This is a genomic window from Stenotrophomonas sp. 85239_Sma, assembly GCF_056481725.1.
Window position 1 is genome coordinate 951,434 of record NZ_CM151163.1, and the last position, 24,207, is coordinate 975,640.

Consider the following 24,207-nt stretch of genomic DNA (forward strand, 5'->3'; position numbering starts at 1 on the left):
GGTTCTCTCTGAGGGTTATCGGATGCCGAAGGCGAAGCCGCCAATCGACGTGATGAGGTAGTTCGGGTAGGCCGGGGCGTCGTAGCCGTGGACCTGCGGAGGCGGGCTGGATGCGCGGCACCGCACGCGGAATGCGCGGGCACCGCCTGTCCATGCGCCGGACGCCGAGAGCGTCACCGACTGCTCGTAGGTGTAGAAGTTGGACGCGGTGAAGGTGTTGCCGTCGCCGCCCATCTGCTGAATCAACGCGCGGTACATCGGCGGCTCGTGCGAGGCGATGACGACCCACACAGAGTCGCGCAGCTCCTCCAAGATGACGTGCAGCCCGTAGACGCGCGTGTTCGCGGTGACGGTCACCGACACGGAGGGCGTATGACCCTCGCCAGCCAGCACCGGAGCGCCGAGCCAGAACTCGTGGATCGCCACCCAATCGCCGAGCGGGATGAAGTTGTTGCCCGCCTGGTAGCAGAGGCTCGTTGCCCCGGTCCACCACACGCCGGTCGCCGACTGGAACTGCCCAACGATGTTGGGAGCATTGACGCGGCCTCGGAAGAACGCGCCGCCGTTGCGGTCCACGTAGAACACCGCGTTGTTGGCGTTCTTCGCGCCGGAGCCGACCCACAGGGGCCAGTCGCCGAGGTTGGAGATTTCCACGCGGAACTCGGCAGCGTTGACGATGTTGCCGTTGCCGTCGAGGGTGTGGGTCTTGAACGTGCCGCCGTTGATCGTGCCTGCGTTTGCCGTGAGCGCGGCCAGGGAGTTCACCCTGATCTTGTCCGCAGTGATCGTCCCGTCCACCACCAGCGCACCCTGGATGCCCACGGTGGACTGGCCGCCGACAGTGCCGATCACGAACGGATACTTGATGCTCGCCAAGGTGCCGCCCGAGGTGTACTGCGGGTGGACGAAGGCGAAGCGATCCGCGGTGACGATGAAGTCGCTGCCGGTCTGCGGGTTGGCGGAGAGGGCGATACCGGCGACCACGGGGACGCCGTTGATGGTGCCCGCGTTGATCTTGACCGAGTAGTTGGCCTGCCACTGACCGTACATGCCGGAGTGCTGCCCGGCGACCACGTTGAACTCCTGCCGGATGGTGGCGAAGTCGCCGTCCTTGAACGCCTGGACCTGCGTGGCCGCGATGGCCTGTGCCTGCTCGGCGGTGATCTTGGTGGTGTTGAGCTGCTGCACCAGCGCGCCGGTCGGAGAGGTGACATCCAGGTCGGCCTTGCGCCAGCCGGTGCCATCCCAAATCTGCGTCAGGTACGCGCCGGTCTGCACGGTCTTGACCCAAAAGGTCGGAACCTTGAAGCCGCCAGCGGGCGGGGAGGGCTGCGCGTCCGAGAAGATCGTCGGCGCGGTGCTGGTCTCCAGCGTGGATACCTGGGAAGCCAGGGCTTCGCGCGCGGACGCTTCGGTGTCGATGCGCTGCTCGAAGGCGGCCGAAACCGCCGACACCTGGCCGTCGATCTCATTGGCAATCCCCTGCGGCACGTTCGCGCCGTAGCTGGCCGCCATCTGCTGTCGGAATGCCGTGTTGGCACCCTCGGCGTCCGTCAGGGCTTCGGTGGTCTCGGCCAGGCCAGCGATGTTCTCGCCGTGGCGGACTACTGCCGTCTCAACGTCGGACACGCGGGCCTTGGTTGCGTCAACCTCGGCCATGACCGCGGTGCGGACCTGCGCCGCGCTGTCCTCGATCTCTGCGCCGAGGCGCTGCTCGGTGGCCGCACGCGCCGCTTCGGTGGTGCTCTCCACCTCGTCGATGCGCTGGTTGAGCGCTGCGGAGATCGTCTTGCCGTTCTCGACCACCTGGCCTTGCAGCTCGGTGATCGCCTCGACGCGCGCGGAGCGCTCGTCAGCGATGGCGCGATTGACCTCCAGGAATCGTGCCTGGCTACTTTGCTCGCCGTAGTCCACCCGCGCGAACAGGTCGATGATCTGCTGCGCGATGACCTTGTTGCCTTCGGTCAGCAGTCCGATCTCGTGGGTGGCCGTGCTGATCTTGTCGCCATAGTCGCGCTGCACGTCGAAGAACTCGTGCGAGCGCATGATTTCCTCCAGGATCGCCTCGGCGTTCACGTCGATAAGGTCGATGCGGGTCAGCAGGTCTTGCAGTGCTGGCGAGCGGAGGAGCTGCTCGATGATTGCGTTGAGGTCCGGGTCGCCACCGGGGTTACCGGGGCCGCCACCGGGGAGGCCGCTGCCACCACCGAACTCGGCGAGTTCCTGGTGTGCGTACAGCAGTTGGCGGAACGACTTGGACAAGTCGCGCGCCGGGAGGTTTGCGCCTTCCTTGTAGTTGACCAGGAGGGCGTCAATCGGCGTGAATCGCCGGATGGTCACAGTGTAGGGTGCGTCGAGCACGCCATCCTGCGACGGAATCTCGATGGTGCTGGCGTCCACCCACGACACGGAGACAGCGCGGGCCGCGTCCGGTTCACCGACGAACGCCCGGATGTGTTCGCGGGCGATGTACGGGAACGGCACGGTGAACCGCGTAGGGCCTCCCTCGTAGGTGTAGAGCACGAAGGAAAGGCCGCGCGATAGTTCGATCATGCGTCCTCAAAAAGGTGGAGGCCCCGAAGGGCCTCCTGGTTACGGTCGATCAGTCCCGTCCTTGCGGTCAGGGAACTGCTGTAGGGCTTGATCCGCGATGTTGCGGACGCCCGTCATGTTGTTGAACCACCAAATCTTCCAGAAGTCGCGCATCTGCTTCTCGGTGATCTCCTCATCGTCGCGGATGGCCGAACCGATCATCCGCGTGCTGCCGTAGACCTTGTTGAACAGGTCGATGGACGGGATGCCCATCACGCCGTTCTCCAGGCCGGTCGAGCGGTTGTTGGCGAACACCGGGTCGTTACCCAAGGCGTCCGCCCACACGGCGTCGGTGACCGCGGGGATCACGTTCGACCAGCTCGATTGCGCGACAGCGTTCTTGTAGAAGTTCTCCTGCGTCAGCTGCTTCTTCCGCTGTTCGGGGTTGCCCGCAGTGTTGATGTACGTGCGAGCCGCCCAGCCCATGCCTGCTGCCGAAGTGGACAGCACGACCATCGCGTAGGTGCGCCAGTCGTCGTAGTGGTGGACGGAGTTCAGGAAGTGGCGGGTGTAGCTGTTGACCATGAAGCTGCGGAACTGCGTGACGATGCGGCCGGTGGTGGAGTGCATCAGCTCGATGCTGTCCGAGGCGTCACCTTCGAGAACCTGGTGTCGCGTCACGCGGAACAGGAAGGCCGCCATGCGCTCGCGCGTCTGGAACGGCAGCTTGTCCGGGTCGATCTGCTCGATCTGCCGCTTGCCTTTGAGGTAGCCGAACACGTCGGCCTGGGCCTTCTCGTCGAGGCCCCAGGTGCGCAGGCGGGCCACTTCGGCGTCCGACAGCTTCTTGGCGTTCGCCATGTCCAGCAGCCGCAGCAGCGTGGCGCGACCGGCGATGCGTTGGAGCATCGTGTTGATCGGGGCCATGCCGGATGCGACCGAGGTGACGTGCGTCGCCATGTTCATCGCGTTGTCGATCTTCTCGCCGTGCTTGACGTTGAACGTCTGCGGCACTAGCGCATCCTCGTCCAGGCGCAGGAACGGCGGGTTGCGCAGCCAGTCGGTGCCGGGTGCGAACAGCCGCTCCATGACGCGCGCCTCCTGCGAGGACAGCTTGCCGTCAGCGCCGCGCACCAGGAAGTCGCGGGCGGCACCCACGGAGTTCCAGAAGTTGCGGAGACCGGCATGCGCGATGGTCGGGCCAAGCTCGGCGAACAGCGAGAAGCCGACCTGGTTCATCACGCGGGCGAAGTTCCAGTTGCGCAGGAACCGCGCGTAGCGTGCGCCTCGGCTGGCGGGATCGAGTTCGGTGCTGCGGCCGAAGGTGGACTTGAGGCCGATGTCGATCAGGCGCTCGATGTCCTTCACGTCGTCGCCGGACTTGCGGGCGTCGCTCTTGAGCTTCGACACGAAGCGGTCGAGCTGTGCGCGGTTCTTGATGCCAGCCTTCGACGACAGCGCCGACCAGCCGGTGATCTCGCGCATGTAGCGGGTCATCACCGAGTCCACGTCGTTGTCGAACAGGTCGGCCATCGAGACCTGCACGTCCTCGCCAGCCTCGTTGCGGATGGTGGTGGAGTAGGTCTCGTCGAGGTCGATGCGCTTCTTCGCGCGGTCGAGCTTGCCCGACTCGTAGGTCTTGCGCTCCAGCTTGGACAGTAGCTCTTGCGACCGCACGGGCGAGACGCCCGCCTCGGTCAGCATGTTGCCGATCTCCTCGACCGAATCGCTGTCCAGCGGGCGGACCAGCAGGTCCATCCCGTCGCCCTCGAAGTTCGCTTGGGCGCGCTTGAGGTAGGAGCGTGCAACCGCCCCGAGCAGCTCGTCGTCGATCTCGTCGCCTTCGTCGGTGGTGGCCTCCCAGGCGCGACGCATGGCGGGCTTGATGAGCTGCTCGATCACGTCGTCCTGGTGAAGCTGCATCTCGCCGAACAGGCGCTTGAAGCCCTTGCCACTCCAGTAGCGCGGCAGGTAGCTGCCGTTCTGCGCCACGTTGGCGAAGCCGTCGAGGTTGCTGTCCTGCGCCAGCTTGAGCGCATCGCGCATCGCCTTGGCGACGCTGCCGGCCGCCTTGGCGGCTTCCGGTGATACGTCAGGCGCACCGCGCACGGCACGGCCGACCTCCTCGTTGAACTTTGCGCGCTCGGAGAAGTTCCACCAATGGGTGCCTGTCCGTTGCTTGTAGGCGTCCCATGCGGCGTTCACTCCGCTCCGCCATTCCGTCTCCATGACGGCCAGGTGGCGCTTGGCGAACTCGCTGGTGGACTCCTGGACCGCGACGGAGCGATCGGTGTAGCCGACGCCATCGCGGAACAGCAGGCGGCCCGCCTCGCGCACCAGCGGCGACTTGGCGCTACCCATGCGGGCAGCAAGGTCGCGGCGGACGGTGGCGAAGTGGGGCGTGATGTGCGCGTTGACCAGCGCCTTGTCGGTGAACTCCTGCTCGAATGCGCTCTCGTTGCGCAGCGGGAGGACGCCTGGCGTGAGGTCGTTGGCGGCGGTGCCTGCCACGCGGGCGGCGGACAGCGAGTCGTCACCGGCCAGCCGCTTCACCACGTCAGGCTTCACCTCGCCGTCGAACAGGGCACCCCGGCGAGCGCCGAGGGCACCACCGAACGCGAACGACAGGGCGGCGCTCTGCACGCCATCCGCGAGCGTCTGCTCGGGGTCGTAGGTGGAGGTTGCGGCCGACATCAGCGCGGAGGTGCCCGCAGCCTGTAGACCGGAACGCACCGCGTTGGCGAGGCGTCCGGCCTTGGCTGCGTACCCCAGGCCGCCCGTGGCGAGATCGAGGCCGGTTGCCACCGGGTCGGTGAAGCCGAGGGCGATCTGTCCGCCCAGGCCGAACTGCGCCAGGTCGTCGTCCGCCATCTGATTCATAAAGGCCACGGATTCCAGATAGGAGAGGTGCTCGTCGGACGTGGCCCGGCCGAACAGCTCCCACTGCTCCGGGCGCAGGCCCATCGACTCCCAGCGCTTGCGCGCGTCTGCGGGAATGCGATAGCCCTGCTGCGGCTCGTAGCCCAGCTCGGTGATGAAGCGGTCGATGAAGCCGATGCCGCCCTTTGCCTGGGCAGCGCCCCATCCGTCCCATACGGTCGTCTGATCCTTCCGGCGCTCCGCGGCCTCTCGCTGCTCCTTGCGCTCGCGCACGGCTTGCACGATGGGCTGCTGGGTTGCCGGCTTGACGATGTTCTCGTCTGCGCCGGGTAGGGATTCAAACATGCGGTCTTACTTCCTCGTCAGGTACTCCAGGAAGTCCTCGGGGACTGCCGGGGTGGTGGTGGTTTGCTTGGTGCCCGCGTTGGGAACCAGCGGCTTGGTGAGGTCGAACTTGGGCAGCTCGAAGGCGGGAGCCTCGGCGGCGCTGGCGTCGCGCTTGGCGATGGCCGCAGGGACTTCCGTGGTCGCCGACTGCGAGCGCAGGTCGCGGATGTTCCGGGACTGGTCCGCCCAGGTGGTGCGCTGCTCGACCCGACGACGCGCCTGGGATTCCGCAAGGTCTCCCTTCCAGCGCTGGTGCTGTGCCGCGATGGCACGCGGGTCGAAACCGATGGCGCGGCCGGTGTCCGGGTCAGGGATCAGCCAGTTGTCGGGGCCGACGATCTGCCACTGCCCCGGATTGCGGGGATTGGGCAGGGCCGACAGCTCATCCGGGTCGCGGCCGAGCTTGCGCGCGACCGTCTGGATCAGCTCGTCTACCGCTGGCTCGGCACCCTGCGGCATGCCGATGTTTGGCACGCGGCGGCCGTTGACGGTCGTGCGCTGGGCGTCGATCTGACCGACCGCTGCACGGATGGCAGCTTCGCCGGACACTCCGCCACGCGAGGCGATGCGCTCGGCTTCCTGGCGGATGCGGTGCAGCTCACGCGGGTCACGCGGCTTGCCGTCGATCTCCAGGTAGTCCTTGATGCCGGACTTCCAGGTGTCGTTGATGACCGAGCGGGCCTCCTCGACTTCCCGCTTCGGTTGCGTCAGGACGCGAGCGGCCTCCTGGTGAGACTGACCGCTGCGCCGGGTGTCGTAGAGGTACTGGTCCAGCATTGCGGCAGCCTCGCCGCCAGCGACCGTATCGGCGTACTTGGGCGAGACCTTGCGGAGCTGTTCGTACAGCGTCGCGGCGTTCTGGAAGTTCTCCTGGAACGCCGGGTCAGCGCGCTTGAGGATGCGTTCGAGCTGGGGGATGACGATGCCCTGCCGTGCCCACTTCTGGAGCACCTGGCCGCGTGCGGCCTGCGGGGTTTCCTCCCACTCCTTACCGGCCTGCTTCTTGAGGTCGGCGTCGCTGATCTCGTAGGGATTGCCCCCGGCTACCAGCTTGCGGATGCGCTCCTCTCGGGCGCGCTCCTTCGCTTCCTGCTCCCAGCGGCGAAGCGTCTGCTCCTGCTGGTTGTTCCAGTATCGCTTGAAGGACTGGAGGTCGCCACCGCTCAGGCCGAATTTACTGGCCCAGGTGTCGATGGTCTTGTGGGTGAGCTGGCCGCGATCCGCGAGGCCCTGGAGCGTCCACTCTGCCTCGGCCATCGCCTGCTTGCGTGCCTCGTCCTCGCGGTGTGCGATCACGCGGGCACCAGCGGCAGCCGCCGCGCGCAGCTCGTCGCCGTGCTCGGTGTTCATCAAGCCGGGCTGGCCGTCGCCGCGGTCCTGCTCCAGGAACGCCAGGATCGACTGAGGATCGCGGTTGCCTGCGGCCAGCTCCTCCTTGGCGGCCTCGACGTAGAGTTCGTCCACGTCGCGCTTGTTGAGATAGGCGTACTCCTCCTGGTCCAGCATCGCGTACAGGCCGTTCATGCCCTCGGAAGTGAGGAACGTGCCGCCCTTGATGCCGTCGCGGATGATCGCGGTCAGCGACTCCTTCTGCCGGACCAGCATTTCCCGCATCGAGTCGGCCTGCCACTGCTGGCGGACCTGCTGCGCGGCGCGCATGGCGACCGGCATCAGGGCCTTGCGGACCTGCGGGTCTTGGAACTCGGGGTTCTGCGTCAGCGCAGCCATCCGCTCCTTGATGAGCGGCTCGATGTCGGTGCCGGGTTCGGCCTTGGCGATCTCTTTGGCCGCTTCGATCTGCCAGTCGCGGACGCGGATGATGCCGTCTGCCTTGAGGTAGCCGCGACGCCATGACTCCGACTGCTGGGCAACGAAGTCCTCGGCCTGCCGGGGCGTACCCTCGGCGTCCTCCTGCATACGTTGGGTCGCCGCGGCGCTGTACTGCTCGCGGCTGTTTGAGATCATCTGCGAGTTGACGGAATCCGAGACGCGCGTCAGCACCGCAGCGGCGGTGCGAGAGAGGACACCGGCACCAGCGGAGGACGCTTGGTCAGCCTGCACCGCCAGAACGGGGCGCTCGGCGAGACGCTGCGGCACCTGCGCGCGGCGGATGATCTCTTGGGGTTTCGTGCGAGCCACGGGTTACTCGTCTCCGGGAATGGAATAGCGCTTGTAGGTTTGGATGTTGCTGTAGGCATTCGCGCCTGACTGCATCACGCCGCCCAGCGCCTCGGCATTGCCGGTGCGGATACGAGCGCGTGCTTCGGAGCCGCTTTCGACGACTCCGTTCCTGCGGTTCTTCTCGATGAGGGCCACGTCACGGCCAGCCTGGGCCATGATGTCGTTCGCCAGCAGCTCGACCGAGTTGCCGGACACTGCCGCTTCTGCTGCGGAGGCGCGCATCGCGGATCGCAGTGCGCGGGCCTCCTCCATGCGCTGTTGGGTGCGCTCGGCGGCCTGGTCGTTGATCTGCTCCTGCTGACGCTCCGCGGCTTCCTCGATGGCCTTGTTGTTCTGATCCTGGCCGTACATGGTCGCCATCGCGCTGACTGCGGCGATACCGACCTGGACTGCTACGGGGTTGCACATGGGGTCTTGGTTACTCGGACGAAGGGTGTCTTGGCGAAGCCGTAGGCGGACTCGACGCCGCTCTCGCGGAAGCCAAGCCAGCCGAGCCATCGCCGCGTGGTGACGGCGTGGACATCGACGAAGTTGAAGATGGTGCCGAAGGTGGCCGACCACTCGTCGCTGATCCGCCGAGCTTCTCGGAGGAACGTGCGGCAGAACGTGGGAGCCACCAGGGCGTCGGTGCCCAGCAGCCAAACCGAGGCGATACCCTCGGCGTGCTGGCTGAAGCCGAAGATGCACACGGGGGAACCGTCGTGCATCGCGGCGAAACTGCGGTCGCTCGCGGTCACTGCAAATGCGAGCGCCTGGAGCGGGGTGTGACCATGCGAAGCCGCCACCTCCAGGATGTCCTCCTGCCGCATGTTCTCGGCGACGTGGAGGATGTCGCTGGCGGTGGGGCTTCGATAGGTCAGGGTCATACTCGGCTGCGGGAGACGAACATGCCGCGCCACTGTGCTGACTGGAACCAGCACTGGAACGGCAGGCGGTTGACGAGGTGCATGCGGACGCTGTTGGCGTCGCCCAGCACGGGGAACCGGCGAGAGCCGGAGTGGAACGTCGGGGCGCTGGTGCGGAACACCGAGTCGTTGAGGACGCGCGCGGTGTACGCACCGGAGTGCGACGCCACGTAGGTCTCGACGCGGCCATTGCCGTGCTGCTCGACCTCCAGCTCGAAGTACGCGCCATCCTTGTAGGCGACCTCGATGTCACGCACCTGCGTGCGGCCCACCAGCACGGCCTGGTTCTGCCCACCGCGAACGATGGGCTTGGTCAGGGTGAGGCGGTGCTCGTAGTCCATGCCGACGACCACGCGGCCCTCGGTGTGGTTACCGGGGAGCGCAAGGCGGGTGCGGGCGTTGTCCCAGCGCGCCTTGGTGATGTCCAGGTACGCGCCGGGGTCTTGCCAGTCGTCCGTCTTGAGGACGGTGACCGTCATGCCATCGGGCACGATGTAGGGCAGGTCGATCCAGGTCTCGTTGCCGAACTGCTGATAGGTGGGCTGCACCACCAGCATGCGGTCGAGCAGGAAGTTGTAGTCGCCCGTGGCATCCGTGTCGTGCTGGTTGAGCACCATGCGGAACTTGAGCAGCTCGCAGCCGCCGCCTGGGGCTTCCGCGACGGCGTACAGCACGTCGTTGATGGCGTGCATGTGGACGATGCGACCGACGCCGGAGATTGACCAGCGCGTCCATGCGGACTGCTGCTTCTCGTCGCCGATCCAGCGGACGAAGTAGACGTAGAGCTGCGCGTCGGTCGGCTCGTCAGGAGCGAAGAACACGCAGTCGGCACCACTTGCGCTCGCCATCGCTCGCATGCGGCCCGGCATCAGCTTGGGCACATGCGCCGTCACGTCGGCGGCGTCGCCGGTCACCGACAGGTCGTCGATGAAGTATTCGCGCACGCTGGCGTATGCGCCGCTGTCCTCGGTGAAGTACAGCGACTCGCCCATCAGCTTCGGCCGGATGTACGGCGAGCTGCTGTAGCTGTTGACCGGATCGCTCTTGACGTTCTTGGCGGCCAGGTACGGCTCGGCGGTCAGGAGGAACTGGCCGCCCGCAGCGGCAAGGAACAGGGCCGACTGGAACGGGACTGCGTGGTAGAGCGTGGTGACGCCGTTAGACCCGCTGACGCTCACGTCGATGGGGTCGGCGTCGAGCACCTGGGTCACCGAAGTGCGCCAGAGGTTGAACGGATCGGAGACCTCGGACATCAGCACGTTCTCCCCGGCCAGGAAGCCTAGGCGGTCCCGGTGCTTGAACACCTCGCGGATGCGCTGGCCGTCGATGGACGGGAACGGGTTGCTTTGCTCGTCACCCGCGAGGCGCGCGGTCCACTCCGGTCCACCGAAGGAGAACCAAAAGCCGTCCGCATGCACTGGATCGGGGATGCGCTTGAGGATGTGCGGCATCGTCTTGGCATCGAAGCGGTGCTTGATGCCCGGCCGGGCGACCTCCAGGTAGACCGAGGAGGACTGCTTCTGGACGTAGTAGTCGTCGAATTGCGATTCGGACGAGCCGATGATGTTGTAGATCGCGCCGGTCGGCACAACGGCCGAGCCTTTGTCGCCGGGCTTCGGCAGGTCGGACATCGTTTGCGCCGATCCGTACAGCGAACCGGGCGACAGCTCATCGCTCTGCTTCACGTCTACCAGCCGGTTGACGATGAAGGTGGTGTCGGAGAACGTCGCCAGCGCGAAGCACGACCACGCACGCTGTCCCTGGGTGTCCAGGTAGTTGAGCGCGTCGCCCGTGGCGTTGACGGTGTATTCCTTGCCGGTCTCGTGGTCGAACACGCGGATGCTGCGGTGACCCACGGCGACGATGTAGCGCTCGTTCTCATCGCGGACGATGGAGTGGAAGGCACAGTCGTGATCGAGGGTGACGCCAAGGCCAGCAACGAACTCGGCGGGCGGGCGCTTGCCAGCGCCCATTGCGGCATGCAGCCAGGCGTTGATCGCCTTGGTGAGCTGGTTCGGCGAGCGGACGGTATCGTCCTGCTGCGACTCGCCTCCCAGGAACGAGGGATAGTCCCCCGTGATTAGCGGCATCAGCGGTCCCAAATATCAGACACGTCCGTCGAGCCACTGAGGAAGTTGTGGCCGCGGGCGTAGGTGAAGTCGGCGTGCTCCTGCGCGAAGATGAGGTATGCCTCCTCCTCGTGCTTCTCGGTGAACACGTAGAGCTGGTCGCTACCCAGCACGCTCGTCTGGAACAGACGCGCAGCGCGCACGGCGATGTAGCGGCGGGCCGACTCGGGCAGCTCCTCGTAGGCGAGGAACCAGGTCACGAAGTCGGCGGTGGGGGCCGACGAGAACGTGTCGGCGAGGGTGAGCGGGTTGATGAGGCGCGTGCCTCGGATCACCAGCGGCTCGCTTCCGCGTGCGGGGACGAGCTTGAGGATCGACTGCGGCGGCAGCACCTTGCCTTCCGCGTTGAGCGTGAAGGTGAACGACTCGCTGGTGTTGAACCACCAGCCAGCGGTTTGGACCTCGCGGCTCACCGCGCGGAGGGTGTCGCGCGCCTGCGAGGCGTACAGGTTGCCGAGCGCTTCGAGGTCGCTGATCGGCGCTTCGCCGATAGCACCGAGCAGCACATTGACGGCTTCGAGTTCCGTGGTCGGAGTGAGTTCGAGGTTCATGGATTCGGGGCAAAAAAACGGGGGACACCCATGTGGATGTCCCCCGTAGATGGAGAGAGATTGAAGCGCCGCGGGATTTGCCCAACGGCGCGGTATTGCTTACGGGGCCTTCGACAGCTCGATGGCACCGCGCGGAGCCAGGATGCCGTGACCCAGCGCGTACTTCGCCAGCATCAGGGTGCCCTGCTTCTCGCCCTGGTACACGTCCTCCAGGGACAGGTCCAGCAGCTTGAGGGTGCCGACCGCCGAGCGGTGGAAGATCACGCCCACGGTGTCCGCGAAGTTGCCGCGGTACTTGGCCGGGATCGAGGCCAGGGCCGACTCATCGACACGCGGCATCGCGTTGATCTTCACCAGCGGGATGCGGGCGACCGAGGAAATGATCGCCTGGCCGTAGGAGCCGTTCGATTCCGCGTTGATGTCGCGGTCGATCAAGTCCTTGTTCTCGGTCAGCAGATACCACTGAGCCGGGGCCAGTGCGCCAGTGAACTCCTGCGGGTTGTCCGGCAGCAGCTTCTCGTCGAACAGCATGCGGGCGTTGCGGAACGCATCGGCCAGCACGGTCGGATCGGAGGCCATCGTGGCGGCCTTGATGATGGCACCACCCGGCTGGCCTTCGACCTTGCCTTCGGTGGTACGAGCGGCCAGGATCGCGCAGCGCAGCTCGTTCTGCATGCGCTTGAGCGCCAGCTCCGCACCCTGCTGACGGGTGTACTCGGAACGCACGTCGTAGTGGTTCATCGCCTCGTCGATGTTGGCGATGAAGGCGTGCGAGATCAGCATCGGATCGAGGGTGATGATGGTCTCGTTGTGCTCGACCACCAGGCCCTTGATCTCGGTGCCCGGCACATGGTACTCGGAGCCGATGGTGCCGACGTTCGGGAACGAGGCGGACTTGCCGCTCTCGATGTTGCGCACCGACACGCGGCCGTCCAGCTTGTAGTTCTCGACGAAGCTGGTGATGGTTTCAGCAGTGTAGTTCTGCTTGAACAGCGCCCAGGCGTCGCCGTTGGCCTGGGCTTGACCCAGGCGGGAGGGGATTGCGTCCGACATTTAGTCCTTGCTTGAGGTTGAGTGGATTACTTGAACAGCGGCGACACGGCCAGGCGGGCGGAGACTTCCGCGCGGTAAGCCGGATCACGGTGGTAGCGCACATCGCGCATCGCTTCGACGACCTGCGCCTGCGACTGGAACGGCTTGGGGCCTGCATCGGCGTTCGATGCGGTCTTGCCATTCAGAAGGCGGCCGTTGCCGCCACGGAGGGCGACGAGGCCCTGGACTGCCAGCGCTGCGCGGCCGGCGTCGCCGGACTGCACCGCTTCGTTGAACGCCCGCTTCTGCTCGGCGCTCAGGTTGGTCTTAGCCCACTGGACCAGGCCGTCGTAACCGGCCTTGCCACCTGCGGGCGAGTAGACGGCGTTCTCGTAGGTCTGCACGCGAGCGCGCAGGCCATCGACGTACACGTCCACCAGCTCCTTCGGATAGCCCGCGTCCTGGAGCTTCTTGTAGCTCTCCTCGGACAGCGAGCCGTTCGAGTTGAACTCGGTGGCGAAGTCGTCCAGGTTCAGGCCAGCCCGCGCCAAGGCGTCACGCGCGTCATCCGCGGTGGCGTCGTCGATGGTCGCGGGGCCGCCCTTGCCACCCTTGTCGTCGGCTGGCGTGCTCAGTTGTGCGTAGGCGGCTTCCAGCTCCTCCACGGTCTTGTACTTGCCGCCGAACAGGCGCTCGCCATCGGTGCCACCCTGCGCGCCCGGTGCGGGCTGCTGGGTGTCCTGGGAGTTCTGCGGCGGCTGCTGACCTGGGGTCGGCTGGCCGTTGATGCCGTCAAGGCTGACGGTCACTTCGGACTTGCCCGGCTGCGACATTACTTGTCCTCGGGCTTGTAGTTGACGATGACCAGGCCGTTCGTCTTGCGGGTGATCTCGGCCTTGCCCTTACGCTCGACGCTCGGAGCCTTCGGGGCTTCCTTGGTCGGCTTGGCGGGCTTCTCGGTGGTTTCGTTCGACATTGCGTCCTTCTCGGGGTTACGGGGTTTGGGTCATCGCTGAGGCGATATTCGGAGCGGCACGGACCATCGCCTCCTGCGCCGAGGCGTCCTGCTGCTCGGCAGCAAGCTCGTCGTCGGAGCGGATCAGGCCCTTGGTGGAAATGTCGGAAGCGGCGGCCAGTCGGGAGATCGCCTCGCCACTGTTGAGGCGGCGCGCCTTCTCCTCTGCGCCGACAAGCGCATCCACTGCCTGACCGAACTCGATCAGCTTGTTCAGGTCGTGGCCGCGGCCGAGGGCGGCGATGCCAACGGTGATGCGCGGCTTGATGAGTTCCTGCGGCAGCTCGGGCAGGCGACCCTGCTTCTGGAGCTTGTGCAGGCGGCGGCGGATCAGCGGCAGCAAGAGCTGCTCGCCCGACATCGCCATGAAGCCGCTGAGGGCGTCGTCGAGTTCCTGGGTGAGCACCCGGATTTCGTAGGCGGTCACGCGCTCGCCGGGGCGCTGCACGGCGGACTTCACGCCGAAGATCAGCTCCAGCGAGTTCGCCAGCCCTTCGGCCTCCTGACGCACGAAGTTCAGGTCGTAGGCTTTCTGGAGCTGGAGCGTGGTCACGTCGCTGGCCTCGCCACGCAGCACCGCGCCGGACTCGGCCTCGGTGAGCTGGCGCTCGCGGATCGTCGAGGTCGGCTTGAGGAACATGATGATCTTCGCCAGCGCGGCGGCACCCTTACGGATCGCCTTGCGCAGCGCCTCCAGCGACTCGAACGCGCCCACGTAGTCGTAGACCAAGCCCTCGCCGTAGTCGTCCACGAGGGACGGCGGCGCGCACAGGGGAATCCACGGGCAGGCGTCGATGGGGTAGGTGCCCACGGTCTCGGGGACTTCGACGCCCTCGACCTCCTGGACCACTTCCCACTCCTTGCCATCTTCCGAGCGACGCACCCAGGTGTAGAGGTTCACGTCGTCGTTCTTGGTCTTTTCGTCGCGTTCCTGGGCGAGCTTCTGCATCACCGCCGCGCGGATCGAGTCCGGCAGCATGGCCGGGGCGATCTTGTCGAGCGTGATGATCTCCAGCACGTTGCCCAGGCCGTCGCGGTCGGTCACGTAGGAGGTCAGCGGATACAGCTTAGGCTTGCCCTCGTCGGGGTCGTAGAGCAGGAAATTGCCGAGGACGATGGCGTGCTTGGCCGCCTCGCTGAGGACCGGGCGGACGCCGCTGGTCTCCAGGTCGTTGACGATGACCCGCTCCACGTCCACCAGCGCGGCCTCCAGTTCGGAGGTCTCCACGCCAGCCTGCTCGGCGATGTTCTCGGCGACTGCCTGGTCAGGCGCGAGCTTGAACACCGAGGCGTTCGGCGGGAGCCAGGCCAGCACGATCTTCGAGGCCAGGGCGTTGACGCACTTCGGGCCGGTGTCGATGTAGGCGGAACCGGGGGTACGCGATTTCGCGCCCTCGTCCACCCACAGGCGGGGCAGGGTAACCTTGGCGCAGCGCTTGGCGCGCGTCTCGGCTTCTTTGCGGTTGGACTTGAGATCGCCGTAGCGCTTCGCGGCCGTCTGCTTCTCGGCCGAGGTCTGCTTGGCGTCAGCCATTCGGAATGGTCAGTCCTTGGTACTGCGTTGCGTTGTTCAGGTCCAGTCGGACCTTGGACTTACGCCGCTGATCGGCCGCGTGGCCGGTCGGCTGGGTGTCCTGGCGGGTCAGCAGGATCGGGTCTTTCTCCTGCTGGTCCGGCATGTTGGGCTTGCTGCACATGATTAGCGGGCGCGGTGCTCCATCTGCTCGACCTTCCGCAGCGCCTTTAGCCGGAGGATCAGGCGGCGCTCGCCCTGCCGGAGCAGGAACTCCTCCTTCGGCTTGGCGGGGTCGTAGATCACTTCGGGGTGCAGTTCGTCCAGGAGGTCGATCAGGTCGTAGGAGTGCAGAGGGATTTGCATAGAACTCCTGGGTTATGAATAGGTGGGGAAACTGTCGTTTCCCCCGATGATGACCACTAAACCCTTAGAGTCGGGCCAGCGATTCCGCGACCATCCGCAGGCGGTGGATCGGGCCGTTGTTGTCGATCACGGTGTCGATCAGGTCGCCGTGGACGCCTGCCTCGGAGGCATGCGCCGAGACCGGGGCCGCGCTGTCGCGGAGCACCTGGACCACCTGGCCGCCCCACTCACGGATGAACTGCGCCTCGTTGTCGAAGCGAACGTCCGACACCACGACGCCAGCAGCGCCGTCGCGGCGGGCCTGACGGATCTTCTGCGCGACCACCTTGACCCACAGGTCGCGGTCGATCATTTCACGGCCCCACTCGGTGCCCACGGTCTGCATCAGGCGGCGCGGGGTCTGCCCGTTGAGCCAGTCGAGCGGCTCCTCCTTGAGCGGGCCGTCCTCCATCGCGGACACCGGCAGGCCGGTGATGTCCGCCACGAAGGCGCGGATCGGGGCCGCGAAGGACAGCTTCACGAAGCCGTGGTCGCTGACCAGGAACTCGGCCAGGGTGTCTTTGCCGCTGCGGGCGCGGCCGGTGATTCCGATGATCTTCATGGGGACTCCAAAAGAGAAACCCGGCCTTAGCCGGGTACAATTCGTGTTCGTTATGGAAGGAGACAGGTATGGCGAGTTCTACGCCGAGTAACACAAACGGAGCGGAAATCTCTGAGCTTGCACAGAAGCTCTATGGCCTACAGGAGGCGATGGATGCGCTCGTGGCATCAGGGCAAGCACAAGGAATTCAGCGAGAGCGCTACGATGCGGCCAAGCAGCTCATCACAGATAAGCTCACTGAGTTCAGCTGCACGTATGAAACGTTGACTACGCCGAAGGCGATCCAGCTTTGGGTTTTCAATAGCCGAGAACCCGTAAGTCGGAATCCGTCAGAGATTGCACACTGGAAGCAGTTCTACGTGGACGAGTTGCGGTAAGCAGGATCAGGTGGCTTGGTTGTCGTCAGGCGAAACACCGGGCGATCAGCCAAGCCGCGCCAGCAACGCCGACAGCGGCCGGCCACAGCTTGACGCTGCCAGCCGAGCGGTACAGGGTGCGTTCGAGGGTGTTGAGGCTGCGCCACCACAGCCAGGCAGCGCCGTAGGCGACGAAGGCGAACAGCACGGCCAGCACGGCGACGATGGTGATGAACAGGATCAGGGTTTCCACAGCTTCACTTCCTTGGTCTTGGGGTTGTAGTCGCCGTAGCGCAGGATTCGCGCGAGGCGTGCTTGGCGGATCGCATCGTGCTTCGACAGCGGCTCGGTGCCGCCGCGGGGGATGCGGGTGGTGTAGGTGGTGACGACGGTGTTCCACAGCGCGCCGAGGTGCTCCTCGACGGACGCATCGCGGTACGCCTCGTGGATGGGCATGAGCAGCTCGTCCGCGCCCTTGTGGCCGATGCCGGGGAAGCCGGGGTAGTTATCCACCTGGTCGCCCGTGAGCACCTGCTTCATCCAGAACAGGTCAGCGTCGTGAGCCGAGATCGGCCGGACGCCCACGTCGGGACGGTTGGGGTTGTAGAGACGGATGCCGGGGATCGTCTGCATGTCCTTGTCGATGGACACGACGATGCGGCTGCCTGGCGCGCGCTTCGGATTCGGGTGCGAGGCCAGCAGCCCCAGCACGTCGTCACCTTCCAGGTTCTCGATCTCCACGATCTTGTCGCCGAACTCGTCGTAGACGAACTCGTCGAGCACGTACCACAGGGCAGGCTTGTCCTTGCTGGCACGGTTGAGCTTGTAGGTTGGGTCGATGTCCTTGCGGAAGTTGTGCTTCTTGCAGGACAGGGCCAGCAGGTAATCACGCGCGCCGAACTTCTCGACGATCTCGTCGATGTAGTCCTCCAGCTTCGCCTTCGCGCGCTCGGGCTGGATCGCTTCGACCTTGTTGCCGTCGCCGTTCCAGTCGATGTTCGCGGTGTTCGAGAACGCGAGCTGGTAGCGCAGCACATCGGCGTCGATCAGTAGCAGGGGGCCGCGCTTGTTCATGCGTCCACCCACTGCCATCCCAGGAACGCCAGCGCGAACCAGCGGTGCAGCCAGTTCGGACGCTCCCGGACCTGCACGAAGAAGTTGCCGCCAATGACCCAGGAACCGGCCGCCTGCGGTGGCCGATAGGTGACGTAGGAAGTCATGGCCGCTTCTCCGGGTGGCGCTCATACCACGCCTGTAGCTCGGCGGCGTAGCGCTTCATTCCGGCCTGGTACTCCGGGCCGTCGCCGAGCGGGTACTCGTGCTCGTCGCACACGAAGTCGGTGGTCGGGATGGTGTACGGAATCTGCGTGCAGGAGTTCCCCGTACACATCGACTGCCACATGATGATGTAGGAGTTCTCGCTGTGCCCTTTCAGGCACGAGCCATAGTCCGCACTCGGCGGCCAGGGCTTCATATCGCACGCAGCGAGGCCAGCACACAGCGCCAGGATCAGGAGAGCGCGCTTCATACCATGCTCTCGTGTACGGCGACCCAGCACTTCTCGCTAACGCGGCGGATGAAGTAGGTCGCGGTGCTCCACTCCACGGGGCGCAGCATGCGCTCGGTGCAGCACGGGCACTTGGCGTTGTAGGCATGAACCTCGGGCTGGTGTTCGAGCACAGCCACGCGGTAGGTGGTACACGGATCGATCACGCGGACATCGCCGTCAGCGGGGCCGCCAATGAAATGCACGCGAAGCCGGTTCTCGTTCATCGGTTCGATTCCTTGAGGACTTCCAGGGCGCTCGCCTTGTCGGCGTTGCAACGCTGGAGGCCGTCCTCGGCGTTGCCGCCGAAGCGGTAGAGGTCGTAGGTGGTGGTGGTCGGGTCAGCCATCACGGCGTCGAGTGAGGAGTGCGTGCCCTCAATGACGGTCGGCTGGAGGAACTGCTCCGGCACGACTTTCGAGGTGTGCGCGGCGCAGCTCGTCAGGAATGCGGCGAGACAGGTAATCGCCAGTTTCCGGGTCAGCATTTGCTGCAATCTCCACAGAGCGGTTGGTGGTGGCGCGGGCGTTCCGCAGCGCTGCATCGAAGGCAGAGCGGCGCACGGCTTCGCGGTTGAGGGTCTCGACGGTCTGCTTGAGGTCGGCCAGTTCCTTTGCCGACTCCTCCAGCTCCGTCACGCGCTGGGCCATTGCGGTGTACTTCCAGGCTGCGAAGCCGCCTGCCGCGAGCGCGGCAACGACCAGCAGCGCCGCGAGGGCGCGCAGGATGTTGGTTGGGTTCATCGGTTCTCTTGGACGTAACAGGCGACTCGCAGAAGCTCCGAGGGAGTCGCGTCGGACTTGATCTGATTCGCGCGTGCGGAGATCACGCGCACGTTGCCCCGGACGTAGCCGAGGTCAGGTTCGATGCGGTCGAGCGTGGGTGAGTTGGGGCCTTGGGCCTTGCGCCCGACAGCGCGGTACAGCGGGATGCCCAGTGCCGGGCAGAAGTCGGGGACCACGATGTCGTCCGACGTGAGGTCGAACGGCAGTCCCTTCCTAGCTGCCCGGCGTTTCGCTTGGCGCACCAGGGCGAGTGCAATGTCCCGCTTGCCGCGGGTCAGTGCGTCTCGGCCCAATTCCTTCCGATCTTGAACTCGCCATCGAGCGGACAGCGGAAGCCGAAGTAATCGCCAGCCTTGCGGATGGCAGCCTGGGCGGTCTTGCCCACGAACTCGGCCTTGTCCTCGTCCACTTCGATTTGCCACTCGTCATGGACGTTGGCGAGGAACTCGTAGTGGACGCCCGGCACCAACCCTGCGGCTTGCAGGTCGGCGTCGAGGATCACCAGGGCTTTCTTCATCACCAGCGCACCGGCCGACTGGAGCAGGGTATTGAGCGCGGCGTGGTCGCTGCGGATGTGCAGCTTCCGGCCGTCGAGACCGATCAGGTATCCCTTCTCGGCCGCGCGCTTCTTGACCCCGCGTACCAGCTTCTCCAGCGCAGGCAGCCCGGCCAGGAACTTCGAGCGGAGCTTCGCCCCGGCCTGGCGACCCTTGCCAACGATGGAGCCGAGCTTCGCGTCGCCTGCCCCATAGAGGAAGGCGTAGATGAAGGTCTTGGCGTTGTCGCGGGTTGGCAGTCCTGCCGCCGATTGGTTGACGGAGTGGATGTCGCCTTCGAGGATGACCTTGGCGTACTCGCCGCCGTCGTGCTTTGCCATGAAGTGCGCCAGGCAGCGCAGCTCCAATCCCGAGGCGTCCGCGCCGACCTGGAGCTTCCCTGTTGGGACGCAGAACAACGAGCGGCACTCGAATCCGTAGCCGCCTTCCTGGCCCTTGAGGATTCCCTTCTCCTTCGAGTGCTGGACCTTCGGCACCTGAGCGATGTTCGGCTTCGAGTGCGTCATGCGGCCGGTCACCGCTGCGTTCTGATTCACGCTGCCGTGGATGCGGCCGTCCTTCTTGATGGCCTTGAGCCACGCCTCGTCGCCTTCGGCGAGCTGGCCGAGGCGCTTGTTGACGATGAAGTGCTCCAGCAGGAGCGGGATGATCGGGAACTTGAGCGCGCCCAGGACTTCTTCGTCGATCTTCGGCTGGCCCTTCTCGGTGAACTCCTGGGGCTGCCAGCCGTACATTGCAGTCAAGCGGTCAGCAATGTGCTGGCGGCTTGCCGGGTTGAACACCACGTCCTTGTAGGTCGTGACCTCCACGCCCTTGACGTAACCGCGGCGCTTGTCGTCGCGCTTCGGTACGAACTTGCGCTTCACCACCTTCCACGGCGGAATGACCTTGCGCAGCTCGGCCTCCAGCGCAGTGCGCCGGGACACGAGGATGCACTCCAGCTCACGCGCCTTCTCCTGATCGAACAGGTAGCCGTAGCGCTGCTGACGCGAGAGGATCGGCGCGACGGCCTGCTCCAGCTCGATGGCCTCGGTAGGGAGGCCCTTGCTCATCAGCAACGCGAACAGCGCTTGCGTGACCGCAACGTCCTGGTCGCAGTAGTCGTCCATTTCCTGAGACCACTGTGCCCAGGGATCGAGGCCGCGTGCGGCCATCTGCGCCGCGTAGTCGCCTTTCCAGCGACCGAGGCGGTAGCCCCACGCTTCGAGGGCGTGGCGGCCGATCAGCTTGCCCGGCAACACCGGGTTCGCTCCCTGCTTCTTGCGGGCCTTGAAGTCGCGGTCCTTGAGGTCCGGGTAGACCAGCGTGGACATCAGCAACGTGTCGAAGTACGCCTGGACCTTGAAGTCCGGGAACACCTTGGCGATAGCCGGAATGTCGAATCCGGCGATGTTGTGGCCGACAACGCGCTTGGCCTTCTTGAGCCTCTCGACGGCCTGACGGACTGTCATTTCGCCCGTGCCGTGATCGTTGGCGGACAGGATGGGACCGCGCGGTGCGCCGGTCTCATCTACCTCTTGGAGGGAAATGCAGTGGATCGTGTCAAGTTCGTCGAGGAGGCCATTGGTCTCGCAGTCGAATACGAGGATCAACGGCGGTCCTCCTTACGGGTAGCCGTGGTTGGTTACGGGGATTGCGCGGACGCGGCGGCGGGCGCGGAGGATGTACTCCGGCTCGGGGGCCTTCGGCGGCGTGTGGACGCCCTGCGGCGCGTGGCCGGGGAAGTCGTCGTCCTCGAACAGTTCGTCCTGCTCGGGCTGGTCGGGATGCAGCGTGTAGCCGTAATCCTCGACGTAGTGCGTGATGCGGCGGATGGTGCGCTCGGTGCCGTTGTTGTTCAGCACGAACAGCAGCTTCTCCGATGCGTCGGCAACCGCGCCTTCGAGGGATACGACCACCACCTCGTCGGTGCTGGGTTCGTAGATGGCGACGTGGGCGCAGCACCGCAGATCGAACCGGGCGCAGTGCTCGTGCGGCGTACCGAACTCGAAGCCGATCAGGCTCACGAGGTGACCCTCGGGCGAGCGGAAGTTGCGGATGCCGTTCGGAGCGGCCTCGCTGGTCCAGTCGTTACGGCCGCTCAGGTACGCGGCCACGTAGGTGTAGCTCGCCAGTGACACGAAGAAGCAGTCGATGTCCTTGATTTCGGTCCCGTCGTAGAACGCGCGCAGGCTTCCGCCACCCAGGATCACCAGGTGGCGGACTTCGGCCGGCAACACGTCGAACAGGGACCGAGCGTGTTGCTCGGCAGTCATGGTTGGTCCCTTAGCGGATCAGGTTGGTGAAGCGCTCGGCGACGCGCAGGGCGCGCTCGGCTTCTTCCTCGTGCTCGTCGGCCTGCGAGTGCAGGACATCGGCCTTGTCGCGCAGCGTCGATGCGGTGGCGATGCGGTCGGCGCTGATCTTGAACAGCTTGTCCACCTGGCCCTCCAGCACCTTCACCACGTCGGTCACGGTGTCCTTGCGGAACGGAGCGGTCAGCAGGTCGATTGCGATGGCGACGATCTCTTTCATTGGGGTAGTTCCTCGGCTTTGATGTGGATGACCACGCGCCGCCCAGGCTTGCCGTACATGACACGGCAGGCTTGGTCGGAGCGCGGGAGTTGGTAGGGGAGAACGAGGCTCTCAGCGAAGGAGAGCGGCGCATCAGCTGGGATGAAGCCGACGACCGAGCGGCCGTCAGTAGTCGGAGGTGGATACATCGGATGACTCGTCGGCGAAGTCGCCGTATTCGCCCGGAGCATCTGCATTGAGCAGGCGGCCGGATGCGTGGTCGTAGCTGTAGTAGAGAACCTGGCCGTTCGACTGGCCGGTGAAGCGATCCTTTAGGACGCGGAAGGTCGTGCAGTTGCGCTCGGCCTCGTTCTCGGCCTGCGTGTTGCGCTCCAGGCCGAACGCGAAGTGCGTCCAGAAGCCAATCGCGCGGCTGCCCTTGAAGTGGCGGAGCATCACGCGCCCGCCTTCCTCGTGTGGCTTGCCTTCCGGCGTGGCGAGGTGCGAGACCAGGTAGATGCAGATGAGGTGGCGCTGCGCGAACTGCGCGATCTTCGCCATCGTGTCCTCCAGCATCTTCCGCTCGTCCTCGGCACCGGCCGCAAACGACGTGAGGTTGTCGAGGACGATGTGCTTGACGCCCTCGGCGACGACCATGTGGGCCATCTTGGCTTCGATCACGTCCCACTCGGACGAGCCGAAGTGGTCGTAGATGAACACCTGGCCCTTGTCGAGAATCTCGAACGCGGCTTCCAGCTCCTCCTGCGTCCAGCTCCCATCGGGGACGTGGAAGCGGCGGCCAGCAACCTTGCCTGCCATGCGCTTCGCCGTCTCGACCGGCTGCTGCTCCAGGAAGAACAGGCCAACGCGGTCGCCGGTTTCCTGCGCGATGAAGGCTGCTTCCTCCATCAGCCAGTCGGTCTTGCCGATGCCGGTGCCCGCGCCGAAGGTGTAGACCTCGCCGTACCGCTTGCCGTAGGTCAGCGCGGTGAGGCGCGGGTCGTGCCAAGGCATGCCCATCGAGACCGGCTTGAGTGCCTTCTCCTTGAGGGAGCCGAACGTCACCACTCCATCGGGGCGCTTGGTCTGCGCTTCGTAGATGGCGCGGGTGATCGCCTCGGCATCGCCACGCTGGAGCAGCTCGTTCGGGTCTTTCGCCGGGAGCTGTGCGATCTTGGCCTTGCCGGGAGTCAGCAGCAGCGCCACTTCCTGCGCGGCGGCTTGGCCCGGTTCGTCCATGTCGAACATGAGCACAACCTCGTCGAAGCCGTTGACCCACTCCAGCTCGCGCTTGATGGACTTGGCCGCGCCTTGCGCTCCGTTCGGAACGGACACCACCGGCCAGCGGAGGCCGAGTGCCTGCGCCACGGAGAGCGCGTCGATCTCGCCTTCGGTGATGACGAGGCGTCGCCCCGGTTCGTAGAGGTGCTGGCCGAACAGCCCGCACGCCTTCGAGTCGCCGATGAATGAGAACTTCTTGTCGGGGTAGCGGAGCTTCTGCGCGACGATGCCGCCATCGCGCTTGTAGTTGGCGATCTGCACGGTCTTGCCGTGCTTGTCCTTGCCGATCCAGTAGCCGTACTTACGGCATGCTTCCTCAGTGATACCGCGCTTCGCCAGGGCTTGCGGTTCACCCTTCGCAAAGTCGCTCATGGTTTTCCTGCTGGTGGGTTGAGAGACCTCCTCGCCTTCGGCTGGCTCGTAGTGACCGCAGCCGAAGCAGTAGCCGTGCCCGTCGCTGTAGCGCGCAAGGTTGTCCTTGCTGCCGCAGTTCGGGCACGGCTCTTTGTGGAGGTATTCGGAGTCAGCGCTTTGCACGCTCCACGGACCACATGCGCTTGCGGTAGGAAATGCCGAGGCGACGATTCAGCGCACCCTTGACGGTGCGGCCCAGGCCGCGGAACGGCTTGTCGGCGCGCGCCCATGCGCGCTCGAAAGCCAGGCGCATCGCGGACGGAATGACGGTGGTAGCGGTGTTGGTCATGCGTTCTTCTCCAGCAGGAACTTGGTGAATGCGGCGACTTCTTCGGTCGCATCGTTGGCGTCGAGGCCCAGCTCGTCGGTGCAGTAGTTGCGATACAGCTGGAGCAGCGCATCGACGCGGTACTGCTTCGGAGCGCGGCGCGCTTCCAGGAGCGGAGCCTTGCTGCGGCGCTGACGGCGCGACAGGCGATAGCGCGTGTACCGCTGCCCCGAGGCGTCCTCGCAGGTCTGCGTTTCGATCTCGAAGCCAGCAGCGCGCAGCTCATCGACGCGCGAGGCGAGGCGGCGGATGCGGTAGACGCCTTCGGCCTGCCACGAGGTCAGGTGCGAGTGGCGACGCAGGTGATCCAGGACGACCTGGGTTTGCGGGGGCAGCGGTTTCACGTTGGGTTCTC

General features: G+C 65.5%; 29 protein-coding genes. 1 reads left to right on the forward strand and 28 read right to left on the reverse strand.

What is annotated here, in order from left to right:
* Positions 1-15 precede the first annotated feature (15 nt).
* The 14 genes from ACYKG1_RS04385 to ACYKG1_RS04450 form a co-directional block, all read right to left on the reverse strand.
* Positions 16-2,553 (reverse strand): phage tail fiber domain-containing protein, encoded by a 2,538-nt coding sequence (locus ACYKG1_RS04385; RefSeq protein WP_005412396.1) that lies wholly within the window; start codon positions 2,551-2,553, stop codon positions 16-18.
* Positions 2,554-2,592: 39 nt separating this feature from the next.
* The gene (locus tag ACYKG1_RS04390) at positions 2,593-5,757 is read right to left on the reverse strand and encodes a hypothetical protein (RefSeq protein ID WP_005412397.1); all 3,165 of its coding nucleotides are present in this window, start codon (positions 5,755-5,757) and stop codon (positions 2,593-2,595) included.
* Positions 5,758-5,763: 6 nt separating this feature from the next.
* On the reverse strand, positions 5,764-7,938 hold the full coding sequence (locus ACYKG1_RS04395) for a hypothetical protein (RefSeq protein WP_032961810.1): 2,175 nt from the start codon (positions 7,936-7,938) through the stop codon (positions 5,764-5,766).
* 3 nt (positions 7,939-7,941) lie between these two features.
* On the reverse strand, positions 7,942-8,340 hold the full coding sequence (locus tag ACYKG1_RS04400; RefSeq protein WP_032961812.1) for a virion core protein, T7 gp14 family: 399 nt from the start codon (positions 8,338-8,340) through the stop codon (positions 7,942-7,944).
* A 32-nt stretch (positions 8,341-8,372) separates the two neighbouring features.
* Positions 8,373-8,846, reverse strand: coding sequence for a hypothetical protein (locus tag ACYKG1_RS04405; protein ID WP_005412400.1), 474 nt, complete (start codon positions 8,844-8,846; stop codon positions 8,373-8,375).
* Complete coding sequence (locus ACYKG1_RS04410; RefSeq protein ID WP_005412401.1) at positions 8,843-10,975, reverse strand: phage nozzle protein; 2,133 nt, start codon at positions 10,973-10,975, stop codon at positions 8,843-8,845. The genes ACYKG1_RS04405 and ACYKG1_RS04410 overlap by 4 nt, the downstream gene beginning before the upstream one ends.
* Positions 10,975-11,565 carry a hypothetical protein gene (locus ACYKG1_RS04415; RefSeq protein ID WP_005412402.1) on the reverse strand — a complete coding sequence of 197 codons (591 nt, stop codon included), beginning with the start codon at positions 11,563-11,565 and terminating at the stop codon, positions 10,975-10,977. Before ACYKG1_RS04415 ends, ACYKG1_RS04410 begins: the two co-directional genes overlap by 1 nt.
* Positions 11,566-11,664: 99 nt before the next feature.
* Entirely contained in the window at positions 11,665-12,618 is a 954-nt protein-coding gene (locus ACYKG1_RS04420) for a major capsid protein (protein WP_005412403.1), read from the reverse strand.
* 26 nt (positions 12,619-12,644) lie between these two features.
* Positions 12,645-13,430: a capsid assembly protein gene (locus ACYKG1_RS04425; protein WP_005412404.1), complete on the reverse strand. Its 786-nt coding sequence runs from the start codon at positions 13,428-13,430 to the stop codon at positions 12,645-12,647.
* Positions 13,430-13,573: a hypothetical protein gene (locus ACYKG1_RS04430; RefSeq protein ID WP_004154577.1), complete on the reverse strand. Its 144-nt coding sequence runs from the start codon at positions 13,571-13,573 to the stop codon at positions 13,430-13,432. Before ACYKG1_RS04430 ends, ACYKG1_RS04425 begins: the two co-directional genes overlap by 1 nt.
* Positions 13,574-13,589: 16 nt before the next feature.
* The gene (locus ACYKG1_RS04435; protein ID WP_005412405.1) at positions 13,590-15,146 is read right to left on the reverse strand and encodes a portal protein; all 1,557 of its coding nucleotides are present in this window, start codon (positions 15,144-15,146) and stop codon (positions 13,590-13,592) included.
* Positions 15,139-15,291 carry a hypothetical protein gene (locus ACYKG1_RS04440; protein WP_005412406.1) on the reverse strand — a complete coding sequence of 51 codons (153 nt, stop codon included), beginning with the start codon at positions 15,289-15,291 and terminating at the stop codon, positions 15,139-15,141. The genes ACYKG1_RS04435 and ACYKG1_RS04440 overlap by 8 nt, the downstream gene beginning before the upstream one ends.
* 20 nt (positions 15,292-15,311) lie before the next feature.
* The gene (locus tag ACYKG1_RS04445; RefSeq protein ID WP_005412407.1) at positions 15,312-15,491 is read right to left on the reverse strand and encodes a hypothetical protein; all 180 of its coding nucleotides are present in this window, start codon (positions 15,489-15,491) and stop codon (positions 15,312-15,314) included.
* A 64-nt stretch (positions 15,492-15,555) separates the two neighbouring features.
* A complete protein-coding gene (locus tag ACYKG1_RS04450) occupies positions 15,556-16,092 on the reverse strand; it encodes a deoxynucleotide monophosphate kinase family protein (RefSeq protein WP_004154581.1) in 537 nt (178 codons plus the stop codon).
* 68 nt (positions 16,093-16,160) lie between these two features.
* Between ACYKG1_RS04450 and ACYKG1_RS04455 the strand changes: the two genes are divergently transcribed.
* Complete coding sequence (locus tag ACYKG1_RS04455; RefSeq protein WP_032961816.1) at positions 16,161-16,469, forward strand: hypothetical protein; 309 nt, start codon at positions 16,161-16,163, stop codon at positions 16,467-16,469.
* 25 nt (positions 16,470-16,494) lie between these two features.
* On the opposite strand, the gene ACYKG1_RS04460 is transcribed toward ACYKG1_RS04455, so the two are convergent.
* The 14 genes from ACYKG1_RS04460 to ACYKG1_RS04525 form a co-directional block, all read right to left on the reverse strand.
* The gene (locus tag ACYKG1_RS04460) at positions 16,495-16,701 is read right to left on the reverse strand and encodes a hypothetical protein (protein ID WP_005412408.1); all 207 of its coding nucleotides are present in this window, start codon (positions 16,699-16,701) and stop codon (positions 16,495-16,497) included.
* Entirely contained in the window at positions 16,689-17,522 is an 834-nt protein-coding gene (locus tag ACYKG1_RS04465; protein WP_004154583.1) for a hypothetical protein, read from the reverse strand. Before ACYKG1_RS04465 ends, ACYKG1_RS04460 begins: the two co-directional genes overlap by 13 nt.
* The gene (locus tag ACYKG1_RS04470; protein ID WP_005412410.1) at positions 17,519-17,668 is read right to left on the reverse strand and encodes a hypothetical protein; all 150 of its coding nucleotides are present in this window, start codon (positions 17,666-17,668) and stop codon (positions 17,519-17,521) included. The genes ACYKG1_RS04465 and ACYKG1_RS04470 overlap by 4 nt, the downstream gene beginning before the upstream one ends.
* The gene (locus ACYKG1_RS04475) at positions 17,665-17,976 is read right to left on the reverse strand and encodes a hypothetical protein (RefSeq protein WP_043033722.1); all 312 of its coding nucleotides are present in this window, start codon (positions 17,974-17,976) and stop codon (positions 17,665-17,667) included. Before ACYKG1_RS04475 ends, ACYKG1_RS04470 begins: the two co-directional genes overlap by 4 nt.
* Positions 17,973-18,221, reverse strand: coding sequence for a hypothetical protein (locus tag ACYKG1_RS04480; RefSeq protein ID WP_005412412.1), 249 nt, complete (start codon positions 18,219-18,221; stop codon positions 17,973-17,975). Before ACYKG1_RS04480 ends, ACYKG1_RS04475 begins: the two co-directional genes overlap by 4 nt.
* A complete protein-coding gene (locus tag ACYKG1_RS04485; RefSeq protein ID WP_005412413.1) occupies positions 18,218-18,343 on the reverse strand; it encodes a hypothetical protein in 126 nt (41 codons plus the stop codon). The genes ACYKG1_RS04480 and ACYKG1_RS04485 overlap by 4 nt, the downstream gene beginning before the upstream one ends.
* 28 nt (positions 18,344-18,371) lie before the next feature.
* Complete coding sequence (locus ACYKG1_RS04490) at positions 18,372-18,737, reverse strand: hypothetical protein (RefSeq protein WP_005412414.1); 366 nt, start codon at positions 18,735-18,737, stop codon at positions 18,372-18,374.
* Entirely contained in the window at positions 18,734-19,072 is a 339-nt protein-coding gene (locus ACYKG1_RS04495; protein ID WP_050483582.1) for a hypothetical protein, read from the reverse strand. The genes ACYKG1_RS04490 and ACYKG1_RS04495 overlap by 4 nt, the downstream gene beginning before the upstream one ends.
* Positions 19,054-20,928, reverse strand: coding sequence for a DNA polymerase (locus tag ACYKG1_RS04500; RefSeq protein WP_049417451.1), 1,875 nt, complete (start codon positions 20,926-20,928; stop codon positions 19,054-19,056). The genes ACYKG1_RS04495 and ACYKG1_RS04500 overlap by 19 nt, the downstream gene beginning before the upstream one ends.
* 12 nt (positions 20,929-20,940) lie before the next feature.
* On the reverse strand, positions 20,941-21,591 hold the full coding sequence (locus ACYKG1_RS04505) for a Gabija anti-defense Gad2 family protein (RefSeq protein WP_005412416.1): 651 nt from the start codon (positions 21,589-21,591) through the stop codon (positions 20,941-20,943).
* Between the two features lie 10 nt (positions 21,592-21,601).
* Positions 21,602-21,850, reverse strand: coding sequence for a hypothetical protein (locus tag ACYKG1_RS04510; protein ID WP_005412417.1), 249 nt, complete (start codon positions 21,848-21,850; stop codon positions 21,602-21,604).
* 165 nt (positions 21,851-22,015) lie between these two features.
* Complete coding sequence (locus ACYKG1_RS04515) at positions 22,016-23,482, reverse strand: toprim domain-containing protein (RefSeq protein ID WP_005412418.1); 1,467 nt, start codon at positions 23,480-23,482, stop codon at positions 22,016-22,018.
* Between the two features lie 151 nt (positions 23,483-23,633).
* A complete protein-coding gene (locus ACYKG1_RS04520; protein WP_004154591.1) occupies positions 23,634-23,813 on the reverse strand; it encodes a hypothetical protein in 180 nt (59 codons plus the stop codon).
* Entirely contained in the window at positions 23,810-24,196 is a 387-nt protein-coding gene (locus ACYKG1_RS04525; protein ID WP_004154592.1) for a helix-turn-helix domain-containing protein, read from the reverse strand. The genes ACYKG1_RS04520 and ACYKG1_RS04525 overlap by 4 nt, the downstream gene beginning before the upstream one ends.
* Between the last annotated feature and the right edge of the window lie 11 nt (positions 24,197-24,207).